This window comes from Achromobacter xylosoxidans (assembly GCF_001457475.1).
Classification (GTDB): Bacteria; Pseudomonadota; Gammaproteobacteria; order Burkholderiales; family Burkholderiaceae_B; genus Achromobacter; species Achromobacter xylosoxidans.
In genome coordinates this window covers 1,770,186-1,781,989 of sequence record NZ_LN831029.1, presented here as the reverse complement: position 1 = coordinate 1,781,989, position 11,804 = coordinate 1,770,186, and the positions used below count along the sequence as shown (strand labels likewise).

Annotated in this window: 10 protein-coding genes; all 10 read right to left on the bottom strand. The window is 66.5% G+C overall.

The features are described 5' to 3' along the window. Positions 1-25 precede the first annotated feature (25 nt). The gene (locus AT699_RS07985) at positions 26-340 is read right to left on the bottom strand and encodes a lipopolysaccharide assembly protein LapA domain-containing protein (protein ID WP_006388264.1); all 315 of its coding nucleotides are present in this window, start codon (positions 338-340) and stop codon (positions 26-28) included. 191 nt (positions 341-531) lie between these two features. Beyond that, positions 532-891 (bottom strand): integration host factor subunit beta, encoded by a 360-nt coding sequence (locus AT699_RS07980; protein WP_006388263.1) that lies wholly within the window; start codon positions 889-891, stop codon positions 532-534. Between the two features lie 3 nt (positions 892-894). Continuing rightward, on the bottom strand, positions 895-2,607 hold the full coding sequence (gene rpsA / locus AT699_RS07975; protein ID WP_026382780.1) for a 30S ribosomal protein S1: 1,713 nt from the start codon (positions 2,605-2,607) through the stop codon (positions 895-897). A 174-nt stretch (positions 2,608-2,781) separates the two neighbouring features. After that, entirely contained in the window at positions 2,782-3,471 is a 690-nt protein-coding gene (gene cmk / locus AT699_RS07970; RefSeq protein WP_026382779.1) for a (d)CMP kinase, read from the bottom strand. Positions 3,472-3,503: 32 nt separating this feature from the next. Next, complete coding sequence (gene aroA / locus AT699_RS07965) at positions 3,504-4,826, bottom strand: 3-phosphoshikimate 1-carboxyvinyltransferase (protein WP_024068176.1); 1,323 nt, start codon at positions 4,824-4,826, stop codon at positions 3,504-3,506. Between the two features lie 6 nt (positions 4,827-4,832). Then, positions 4,833-5,735 (bottom strand): prephenate dehydrogenase, encoded by a 903-nt coding sequence (locus AT699_RS07960; protein WP_006388260.1) that lies wholly within the window; start codon positions 5,733-5,735, stop codon positions 4,833-4,835. Beyond that, complete coding sequence (hisC, locus tag AT699_RS07955; RefSeq protein WP_006388259.1) at positions 5,732-6,853, bottom strand: histidinol-phosphate transaminase; 1,122 nt, start codon at positions 6,851-6,853, stop codon at positions 5,732-5,734. Before hisC ends, AT699_RS07960 begins: the two co-directional genes overlap by 4 nt. An 8-nt stretch (positions 6,854-6,861) precedes the next feature. Further along, positions 6,862-7,947 (bottom strand): prephenate dehydratase, encoded by a 1,086-nt coding sequence (gene pheA / locus AT699_RS07950; protein ID WP_020924595.1) that lies wholly within the window; start codon positions 7,945-7,947, stop codon positions 6,862-6,864. Then, complete coding sequence (serC, locus tag AT699_RS07945; RefSeq protein ID WP_006388257.1) at positions 7,940-9,070, bottom strand: 3-phosphoserine/phosphohydroxythreonine transaminase; 1,131 nt, start codon at positions 9,068-9,070, stop codon at positions 7,940-7,942. Before serC ends, pheA begins: the two co-directional genes overlap by 8 nt. Beyond that, positions 9,070-11,739, bottom strand: coding sequence for a DNA gyrase subunit A (gene gyrA / locus AT699_RS07940; protein ID WP_006388256.1), 2,670 nt, complete (start codon positions 11,737-11,739; stop codon positions 9,070-9,072). Before gyrA ends, serC begins: the two co-directional genes overlap by 1 nt. Between the last annotated feature and the right edge of the window lie 65 nt (positions 11,740-11,804).

Here is an 11,804-nt window from a genome sequence, read left to right as displayed (position 1 = left end):
ACCGAGTGCGAACGACGCGGCGCCGTCACAGGGGCGACATGGGAGCGACCGCTTCGGGCGGCACGGCCGGCGTGGTGCCGTTGACGGCGGCCTGCACGCGGTCGAGTTCGCGGCGCAGGCGGATGGCCTCGCGGCGGCGGCGCATGGCGGCGGGCACGGTCAGCAGCAGGCCGAACAGCGCGCCGACCACGAACACCACCAGCATGACGACGATCAGCGGCACATCCTGCACCACGTAATCGGCGTAGAACTTCACGGCGACGGGATCGGTGTTCTTCAACGCGAACATCAATACCGCCACGAACACGAGCAATCGCAGGGCCCAGACAAGGTAGCGCATGACGCATGCTCCTAAGAATTCGAGAGGGTCAATTGTAAGCGACCTCCACACCTCGTGTACGGCCTTCAACGGGGTTTCCTCGAAGGGCGCCGGCGTGTCCGGAAGGACGCCCAAAAACAAAGCCCCTTGATTTCTCAAGAGGCGTTGCTCGCGGTCCGATCTGCCCGAAGGCAGCTTACTGGCCGGTGCTGTCAATGCATGGCGTGCAAGCCTGCCATGGACGGCATCGGTTCGCTCGATCCAGAGGATTGAGCGTCCTCGTCGTTGCCGCCGACCAAGTCCACCCGCTCGCGCAATTCCTTGCCCGCCTTGAAGTGCGGCACCTGTTTGCCAGGCACCAGCACTTGTTCGCCGGATTTCGGATTGCGGCCGATACGGGGAGACCGCTGCGACAGCGAGAAGCTGCCAAAACCGCGGATCTCGATGCGCTGGCCCGAGGCCAGGGCCTGGGTCATTGCATCGAGCACGGTCTTGACCGCGTAATCGGTGTCGCGGGCGGCCAGCTGAGGATAGCGGGCCGCCAAGGCGGCGATCAGCTCCGACTTGGTCACGAATTAACCGTCGTTGCGCTGTTGGTCCAGCTTGGCCTTCAGCAGCGCGCCGAGGTTGGTGGTGCCGGACGAAGCGCTGGCGTCGGACATGCGCTGGATCGTTTCGGCGGTTTCGGCGTTGTCGCGGGCCTTGATCGACAGCTGGATCGAACGCGTCTTGCGGTCGATGTTGACGATCATGGCTTCGATGTTCTCGCCGGCGGTCAGCACGGTGGTGGCATCTTCGACGCGGCCCGAGGAGATCTCGGAAGCGCGCAGGTAGCCTTCGACGTCCACGGACAGCGTCACGACGGCGCCCTTGGCTTCGACCGACTTGATGGTGCCCGGAACCACGGCGCCCTTGTCGAACGTGGCAACGAAGTTGTTGAAGGGGTCGCCTTCCAGCTGCTTGATGCCCAGCGAGATGCGTTCCTTGTCGGTATCGATGCCCAGGACCACGGCTTCGATCTCGTCGCCCTTCTTGAAGTTGCGCACGGCTTCTTCGCCGGTTTCCGTCCACGACAGGTCGGACAGGTGAACCAGGCCATCGATGCCGCCGGGCAGGCCGACGAACACGCCGAAGTCGGTGATCGACTTGATGGCGCCGCGGACCTTGTCACCACGCTTGAAGTTGGTGGCGAACTCTTCCCACGGGTTCTGGCGGCACTGCTTCATGCCCAGCGAGATGCGACGACGGTCTTCGTCGATTTCCAGGACCATGACTTCGACTTCTTCGCCCAGGGTCACGACCTTGCGCGGATCGACGTTCTTGTTGGTCCAGTCCATTTCGGAGACGTGCACCAGGCCTTCGATGCCGGCTTCGACTTCAACGAACGCGCCGTAGTCGGTCAGGTTGGTGACCTTGCCGAACAGGCGGGTGCCTTGCGGGTAGCGGCGAGCCAGGCCCACCCACGGATCTTCGCCCAGCTGCTTGACGCCCAGCGAGACGCGGCTCTTTTCCTGGTCGAACTTGAGGACCTTGGCTTCGACTTCCTGACCCACTTGCAGGACTTCGGACGGGTGACGCACACGGCGCCAGGCCATGTCGGTGATGTGCAGCAGGCCGTCGATGCCGCCCAGGTCCACGAACGCGCCGTAGTCGGTGATGTTCTTGACCACGCCCTTGACCACCGCACCTTCGTGCAGGGTTTCGAGCAGCTTCTGGCGCTCTTCGCCCATGCTGGCTTCCAGCACCTGGCGACGCGACAGCACGACGTTGTTGCGCTTGCGGTCGAGCTTGATGACCTTGAATTCGAGGGTCTTGCCTTCGTACGGGGTGGTGTCCTTGACCGGACGCAGATCCACCAGCGAACCCGGCAGGAACGCGCGGATGCCGTTGGTCATGACGGTCAGGCCGCCCTTCACCTTGCCGGTGATGGTGCCGGTGACCAGCTCGCCGTTTTCCAGGGCCTTTTCCAGTTGCAGCCAGGCCGACAGGCGCTTGGCGCGGTCACGCGACAGGATGGTGTCGCCGTAGCCGTTTTCCAGGGAATCGATGGCCACCGAGACGAAATCGCCGGGTTGCACTTCGAGCTCGCCCTGGTCGTTCAGGAACTCTTCCAGGGGGATCAGCGCTTCGGACTTCAGGCCGGCGTTGACGACGACGAAGTTATGGTCGACGCGCACGACTTCGGCGCTGATGACCTCGCCGGACTTCATGTCCTGGCTCTTGAGGCTTTGTGCGAAAAGGTCGGCGAAGCTTTCGCCGCCGGTGGCGGTAGTGGAAACGGAAGACATGGGGTTGAAATCCATTGGGCCGAAATGGCCGTTAAAAACACACCGCAGCGGATTGCCCGCCACAGTGGAGTCAAAATACCTGCCTGCCGGTTTGCCCTTGCGGGGTGTCCCGTGGGGGTGTCGCCTGGCCAGGACAGGGCCGATAAAAAAACGACTGGCGAAGGTGCCCGCCCCTCAATGCGTGGGGTTGGCCTGCCAGAAATCCAGTATTGCCTGCACGGTTTCCGCAATCGTCAGATTCGACGAATCCAGCACATGTGCATCCGCTGCGGGAGCAAGCGGCGCCGTGGCGCGCTGCGTGTCGCGGGCATCCCGCTCGCGCATATCCCGCAAAAGGTCGTCTAGATTAGCAGAAATTCCCTTTTCGATCAACTGCTTACGCCGCCTCTCGGCCCGCGCGACCACATCGGCCACCAGGAAGACTTTCAGGGACGCATCAGGAAACACCACCGTGCCCATGTCGCGGCCATCCGCCACCAGCCCGGGAAGCAGGCGAAACGCGCGCTGGCGTTCGAGCAGCGCCTGCCGCACGCCGGGGAACGCCGCCACGCGCGAGGCGAAATTGCCCACTTCCTCGCGACGGATTTCATGGCCGACGTCGGCGCCCTCCAGGTAGACGTGGGGGCCGTCGAACCGCACATCCAGCGTCTCGGCCACGCGCGCCACGGCGGGCTCGTCGGCCGCATCGACGCCGCGGTTGATCGCCGCCAGGGCCGTCAACCGGTACAGCGCGCCGCTGTCCAGCACCGCCCACCCCAGCGCCTTGGCGACGCGGTGGGCCACGGTGCCCTTGCCCGAGGCGGTGGGGCCGTCGATGGTGATGACGGGAGCGGCGGAAGTCACGGTCGGTTCAGTCGAAGTCATGTAAGGAAAATGGGCCGCGCGGCCCGTGGTCGCTATGCCGACACCAGGCCGGCATAGACATCAAAGTAACCCGGGAACGTCTTGCTGACGCAACCCGGATCCAGAATCCGCACCGCCGCCGGGCCGAACGCGGCCAGCGAGAAGCACATTGCCATGCGGTGATCGTCCCAGGTGCCGATATGCGCGTCGCGCCAGGCGCCGTCAGCCGGCGGAGTGACCCGCAACCAATCCGGCCCCGATTCCACTTGCGCGCCCAGCTTTTCCAGCTCGGTCTGCATGGCGTGGATGCGGTCGGTTTCCTTGACGCGCCAGCTGCCGATGTTGCGCAGCCGGCACGGGCCATCGGCGTACAGCGCCAGCGCGGCGGCCGTCATGGCGGCGTCGGGGATCAGGTTGAAATCGGTATCGAAGGCCTTCAGGCGCCCGCCCTCGGCCACGCGCACGCCGGTCACCTCGATCCAGCCGTCGCCGTATGCCACCGTCGCCCCCATGGCGGCCAGCGTGTCGGCGAATTTCACATCGCCCTGGATGCTGTCGGCGCCCACGCCCGTCACCCGCAGCGGTCCGCCGCCGATGGCGCCGAGCGCCAGGAAATACGAGGCGGTGGAGGCATCGCCCTCGACCGCGATCTGGCCCGGGCTGCGATAGCGGGCGCCGCCGGCGATGGTGAAACGACCCCAGCCATCGCGTTGCACGGTGACGCCGAAACGCGCCATAAGGTTCAGCGTGATCTCGATGTAGGGCTTGGAGATCAGCTCGCCCAGCACCTCGATCACCACCGGCTGGCCACTCTGGCCGGCCAGCAATGGCGCGGCCATCAGCAAGGCGGTCAGGAACTGGCTGGAAACCGAACCCTGCACCTGCGTCACGGCCGGCGTGGCGATTGCGCCGCGGCCGATGTGCAGCGGCGGATAGCCGGGCTGCCCCAGATAGTCGATCCGAGCGCCCAGCGCCTTGAGCGCATCGACCAGGTCGCCGATGGGACGCTCGTGCATGCGCGGCACGCCGGACAGGCGATAGTCGCCGCCCATCAGCGCCAGCGCCGCCGTCAGCGGCCGGATGGCGGTGCCGGCGTTGCCCATGAAGAGGTCGGCGCTTTCGACCGGGAAGCGGCTCACGCCGCGCACGGTGACACGGCCCTCGGCCAGTTCGGACACCGCCACGCCCAGCTGGCGCAAGGCGGCCAGCATGACGCGGGTGTCATCGGAATCCAGCAGTCCGGTGATGGCGGTCTCGCCGTCGGCGATGGCCGCCAACAGCAGCACGCGGTTGGAAATGCTCTTGGAACCGGGCAAGGCCATGACGCCCTGCGCGCGCCGCACCCGCGGCAGATCCAGGAAAGGCAAAGCGCCCATGTGGGTTTACTCCTTGCGCCAGTTGCGGCGCGCCTGCGCCGCCGTGTCCAGCAGCGCCAGCAAGGCCGCGCCATCGCCGCCATCGATCGCGCGCTCGGCCCGATCCAGCACGGCGCGCACGGCCGCCAGCTCCGCCAGCATGGCGTCGCGGTTGGATAGAAAGATATCGCGCCACATCTCGGGCGATCCCGCCGCGATGCGGGTGAAGTCGCGAAAGCCGCTGCCCGCCAGCGCCAGCCGCGTGGCGGCGTCGGCCGCGGTGGCGACCTGCTCCATGTACACCGACGACAACAGGTGCGGCAGGTGGCTGACCGACGCCAGCACCCGGTCATGCGCGCCGGCGTCCATGTCGATCACCTGCGCGCCACAAGCCAGCCACGCATCGCGCACCAGGGCAATGGCGGCGGCACTATTCTCGGCCAGCGGCGTCAGGATGACGCAACGGCCCTGATACAGGCCGGCATCGGCGGCCTCGGGTCCGCTGCGCTCGGCGCCGGCGATGGGATGGCCCGGCACGAACTGGCCGATGCGCGCGCCCAGCGCCAGGCGGGCGGCATCGACCACCTCGGCCTTGGTGCTGCCGCCATCGGTCAGCAGCGTGGCATCGCGCAGATGCGGCAGCATGCGCGCCAGCATGTCCCGCAGGCCGCCCACGGGCGTGGCCAGGAACACCAGGTCTGCGTGGGCGGCGGCGTCTTCGGCGCTGACGGCTTCGTCGATCAGGCCCAGTTCCACCGCGCGCGCCAGCGACGCGGCATTGCGGCCTACGCCCAGCACCCGTCCCACCTGCCCCGCCCGGCGCAAGGCCGCGGCGAAGGAACCGCCGATCAGGCCCACGCCGACGACGGCCAGCACAGGAATCAGGGGGCCAGCGGCCCCCTGATTCGGCTTGGAGGAAGCGCCGTTCATTCGGACAGGATGGCGGTCAGCGCGTCGATGAAGCGGGCGTTTTCCTGCGGCAGGCCGATGGACACGCGCAGCCACTCGGGCAGGCCGTCGCCGGCCACCGGACGCACGATCACGCCGCGCTTGAGCAGCGCCAGGTTGATGCGCGGCGCGTCGCCCACGTGCACCAGCACGAAGTTGCCATAGCTGGGCACGTAGCGCAGCTTGAGGCGGTCGAAGGCTTCGCACAGTTGCGCCTTGCCGGCCTTGTTGGACGTGTACGCCTGTTCCAGGTAGGCGGCATCGCCCAGCGCGGCCACGGCGGCGGCCTGCGCCAGCGTGTTGACGTTGAACGGCTGGCGCACGCGGTTGAGCAGGTCGGTCAGGGCCGGTTGGGCCACCGCGAAGCCCACGCGCAGGCCCGCCAGGCCGTAGGCCTTGGAGAAGGTGCGCGAGACGATCAGGTTGGGATAGCGGCGCACCAGCGCGGTGCTGTCGAACCGGAATTGCGGTTCCAGGTATTCGTTGTAGGCCTCATCCAGCACCACCGTGACGCGATCGCCATGCGCGGCATGGACGCGCTCCAGGAACGCGGCCACCTGGTCGCCCGGCACAAAGGTGCCGGTGGGGTTGTTGGGGTTGGCGATGAACAAGAGGCGCGTGTCGTCGGCGATGGCGTCGAACATGGCGTCCAGGTCATGGCCGTAGTCCTTGGCCGGCACCACGATGTGGCGCGCGCCGCGGGCCTGCGTGGCCAGGCGGTAGACCGCAAAGGAATGCTGCGCGTAGACCGCCGACGTACCCGGCTCCAGCAATGCCAGCGCGGCGATTTCCAGGATGTCGTTGGAGCCATTGCCCAGCGTGATCCAGTTCATCGGCACGTCGTAGCGCGCGGCCAGCGCGGCCTTCAGATCGAAGCCGTTGGGGTCCGGATAGCGCGCCAGCGACTCGGCGGCGGCCAGCATGGCAGCGCGCGCCGACTGCGGCATGCCCAGCGGGTTCTCGTTGGAGGCCAGCTTGACGATCCCGGCCGGATCCAGCCCGAATTCGCGGGCCAGTTCCTCGATGGGCTTGCCTGCCTGGTAAGGCGCGATGGCACTGACGTGCGCGGGAGCGGAGAGAGGCTTGGAGGTGTTGGTCATGGAAGGGCTCACGGCGCCGGGTAGGAACCCAGCACTTTCAGGTAGGCGACCTGCGCCCGCAGGGTATCCAGGGCGAGCGCGACATTCGGATCGTTGCGATGTCCCAGGACATCGACGTAGAAATAGTATTCCCACTCGCCGGTGCGGGCCGGCCGGGACTCGAAGCGCGTCATCGACACGCCGTTGGCGGCCAGCGGCGCCAGCATTTCATAGACCGCGCCGGCGCGGTTTGGCACCGCCAGGATCAGGCTGGTCTTGTCCTTGCCGCTGACCAGCGGCTCGATGTTGCCGATGGCCAGGAAGCGCGTGCGGTTGTGCGGATCGTCCTGGATGCCGGCGCTGACGACCTGCAGGTTCCAGGCCGGCGCGGCCACTTCGCCGGCGATGGCGGCGATGGTCGGATCCGACGCGGCCACGCGCGCGGCCTCGGAATTGCTGGCGGCGGCCACCCGTTCCAGGTCGGGATAGTTGCGCGTCAGCCAGCCCTGGCACTGGGCCAGCGCCTGCGGATGCGCGGAAATCGTCTTGATGCCGTCCATCTTGCCCGACTGCGACATCAGGCAATGGCGGATCACCAGCGAACGCTCGCCCAGGATGCGCAGCGGCGTGTTCAGCAGCAGGTCCAGGCTGCGGTTGACCGCGCCTTCGGTGGAGTTCTCGACCGGCACCATGCCGACGTCGGCCTGCCCAGCCTCGACGGCGCGGAAGACCTCGTCGAACGACACACACGGCAGCTTCTGCACCGCATGGCCGAAATGCTCCAGCGCGGCCTGCTCGGAAAACGAGCCCTGCGGCCCCAGGTAGGCGACGGTCATGCCGCGCTCCAGGCCGCGGCAGGCCGAGATGATCTCGGTCCAGACCGAGGCCACGCCGGCCGCCGGAAACGGGCCGGGATTGAGTTGTTGCAGCCGGCGGATGACCTCGGCTTCGCGCTCGGGGCGCAACACCGGACCGTCGGCATGGGCGGCATGCTTGGCCTCGCCCACTTCCTGCGCGGCGCGGGCGCGCTGCGAAAGAAGATCCAGGATTTGCGCATCGATGGCGTCGATGCGGTCGCGCAGGGGGCGCAGCTTGCGCTGCAGGTCATCATCCATAGCGGCGCTCGAATTCCTTCAGGTACTCGACCAGCGCGGCCACGGCGGCCAGCGGCACCGCGTTGTAGATCGAGGCGCGCATGCCGCCCACGCTCTTGTGGCCCTTGAGCTGCGTCAGGCCGGCGGCGTCGGCGCCCTGCAGGAAGGCGTCGTTGAGCGATTCGTCGCGCAGCACGAACGGCACATTCATGCGCGAACGCACGGGGGCGTGGATCGGATTGCGGTAGAAACTGGTGCTATCGAGGTAGCCGTAGAGCAGTTCGGCCTTGGCCTTGTTGGCCGCTTCCATGCCGGCCACGCCGCCATTGGCCTTGACCCACTTGAACACCAGGCCGGCGATGTAGATCGCGAAGGTCGGCGGGGTGTTGTAGCGCGAATGCTCGGCGGCCACGTTGGCGTAGTCGAACGCCGACGGGCAGATCGGCAGCGCGTGGCCGATCAGGTCGCGGCGGCAGATGGCCATGGTGACGCCGGCCGGGCCGGCGTTCTTCTGGGCGCCCGCGTACATCATGCCGCAGCGGCTCACGTCCATCGGACGCGACAGGAAATGCGAGGAAGCGTCGACCACCAGCGGCACGTCGGGCGCGCCGAGCGCGGCCGTGTCGGGCCAATCCAGGAATTCGACGCCGCCGATGGTTTCGTTGCTGCACAGGTGCAGGTACGCCGATTCCTTGCGCACCTTCCAGGTGTCGACCGGCGGCACCCAGGTGTACGGCGCCTGCTCGCGGCCGTCCAGCTGCGTCGCCTGGCCGCTGGTGGCCGCGACCTGCGCGTCACCGTAGCGGCCGGCTTCCTTGTGGGAACGCGACGACCAGTGGCCGGTCACGACGAAGTCGGCCGCCGGCGTGCCGCGCCGTCCCATGAGATTCATGGGAACGATGGCGTTCTCCCCGGAACCTCCGCCCTGCATGAACATCACCGCGTAGTCCGAGGACAGGCCGAGCAGATCGCGCAGGTCGCTTTCCGCTTCGTCGCAGATCTGCACGAAGTGCTTGCCGCGATGACTCATTTCCATCACGGACATGCCACTGCCGTGCCAGTCCAGCATTTCCGCAGCGGCTTGCTGCAGTACCACCTCGGGCAAGGCCGAGGGGCCTGCCGAGAAGTTCCAGGGGCGGGCCATTATTGCTCCGTAGGTTCCGTCGAATCCGTTGCACCGGCGTCGCCGTTGCCCTCTTCCTGACCCTCTTCCTGGCCGTCGTCCAGGTCTTCGCTGTCATCGTCGGCATCGCTTTCGACGACCCGGCGCACGCCGGACAGCGAACTGCCGTCATCGACGTTGATGAGGGTGACGCCCTGCGTGGCGCGGCCCATTTCGCGGATTTCCGCGACGCGGGTACGCACCAGCACGCCGCCGGTGGTGATCAGCATGATTTCATCCGAAGGCATCACCAGCACGGCGCCAACCACCTTGCCGTTGCGCGAGCTGGTCTGGATGGCGATCATGCCCTTGGTGCCACGGCCGTGGCGCGTGTACTCGGTGATCGGGGTGCGCTTGCCGTAGCCATTTTCGGTGGCCGTCAGCACGCTCTGCGTTTCATCCCCGGCCACCAGCAGCGCGATCACGTTCTGCGTGTCCTCGAGCATCATGCCGCGCACGCCGCGGGCATTGCGGCCCATCGGGCGCACGTCGTTCTCGTCGAAGCGCACGGCCTTGCCGGCGTCCGAGAACAGCATGACGTCGTGCTTGCCGTCGGTGAGGTCGGCGCCGATCAGGTAGTCGCCGTCGTCCAGGTCGACCGCGATGATGCCGGCCTTGCGCGGGTTGGAGAAGTCGGACAGCGGGGTCTTCTTGACCGTGCCGCGCGAGGTCGCCATGAAGACATAGTGGTCTTCGCTGAATTCCTTGACCGGCAGCACCACCGTGATCTTCTCGCCTTCGGCCAGCGGGAACATGTTGACGATGGGCTTGCCGCGCGAGTTGCGCGTGCCTTGCGGCACTTCCCAGACCTTGAGCCAGTAGACCCGGCCGCGGTTCGAGAAGCACAGCAGGAAGTCATGGGTGTTGGCGATGAACAGCTGGTCGATCCAGTCGTTTTCCTTCATCGCCGTGGCCTGCTTGCCGCGGCCGCCGCGCTTCTGCGAACGGTACTCGGACAGCGGCTGGCTCTTGATGTAGCCGCCGTGCGACAGCGTCACGACCATATCGGTGGGCGTGATCAGGTCTTCGGTGTCGAGTTCGGTGGCGTTGAGCTCGATTTCCGAGCGGCGCGTGTCCTTGGCGCCGGTCGAGAACTCGGCCTTGATCGCCTGCAGTTCCTCGCCAATGATGGTGGTGATGCGCTCGGGACGGGCCAGGATGTCCAGCAGGTCGGCGATGGTGGACATGATGTCCTTGTATTCGCCGACGATCTTGTCCTGCTCCAGGCCGGTCAGGCGCTGCAGGCGCATGTTCAGGATTTCCTGGGCCTGGGTATCGCTCAGGCGGTACAGCCCGTCGCCCTGCAGGCCGAACTCGGCGCCCAGGTCGTCCGGACGGAAGGCCGCGCGGCCTCCCGGCGTGTCGCCGTCGGCGCGCGACAGCATTTCGCGCACCAGCGAGGAATCCCACGACTTGGCCATCAGTTCCTGGCGCGCGACGGGAGGCGTCGGCGCGGCCTTGATGATGGCGATGAAGTCGTCGATGTTGGCCAGCGCCACGGCCAGGCCTTCCAGCACGTGGCCGCGTTCGCGGGCCTTGCGCAGCTGGAACACCGTGCGGCGCGTCACCACTTCGCGGCGATGCTGCAGGAAGTAGTCGATCATCTGCTTCAGGTTGAGCAGGCGGGGCTGGCCGTCGACCAGCGCCACCAGGTTCATCCCGAAGGTGTCCTGCAGTTGCGTGTTCTTGTAGAGGTTGTTCAGCACCACCTCGGGCACTTCGCCGCGCTTGAGCTCGATCACCAGGCGCATGCCGTCCTTGTCGGACTCGTCGCGGATGTCGGAGATGCCTTCGATCTTCTTGTCGTTGACCAGCTCGGCGATGCGTTCCTGCAGCGTCTTCTTGTTGACCTGGTAGGGAATCGCGTCGACCACGATGGCCTGGCGGTTGCCCTTTTCCATGTCTTCGAAGTGGGTCTTGGCGCGCATGATGACGCGGCCGCGACCGGTGCGATAGCCTTCACGCACGCCCGACATGCCGTAGATGACGCCGCCCGTGGGGAAATCCGGCGCCGGGATGATCTCCATGAGTTCATCGACCGAGCACGCCGGATTGCGCAGGCAGTACAGGCAACCGTCGACCACTTCCTGGAGGTTGTGGGGCGGGATGTTGGTGGCCATGCCGACGGCGATGCCCGAGCTGCCGTTGACCAGCAGGTTCGGCAGGCGCGAGGGCAGCAGCAGCGGTTCCTGCTCGCTGCCGTCGTAGTTGGGACCGAAGTCGACCGTTTCCTGGTCGATGTCCGCGAGCAGCTCGTGGGCGATCTTGGCCAGACGGATTTCGGTGTAGCGCATCGCCGCGGCGTTGTCGCCGTCGATGGAGCCGAAGTTGCCCTGGCCGTCGACCAGCATGTAGCGCATGGAGAAATCCTGCGCCATGCGGACGATGGTGTCGTAGACGGACTGGTCGCCGTGGGGGTGGTACTTACCGATGACGTCCCCGACGATACGCGCCGACTTCTTGTAGGCGCGGTTCCAGTCGTTGTTGAGCTCGTGCATCGCGTAGAGCACGCGCCGGTGGACGGGCTTGAGCCCGTCCCGCACATCCGGTAGCGCCCGCCCGACGATCACGCTCATCGCGTAATCGAGGTAACTGCGGCGCATCTCTTCTTCCAGCGATACCGGAAGCGTCTCCTTGGCAAAGGAATCCATATATATAACGACAGAATCGTGTAAGGAGGAACCCGGGCCGGGTAAACAGGAAATTCTATCATTCG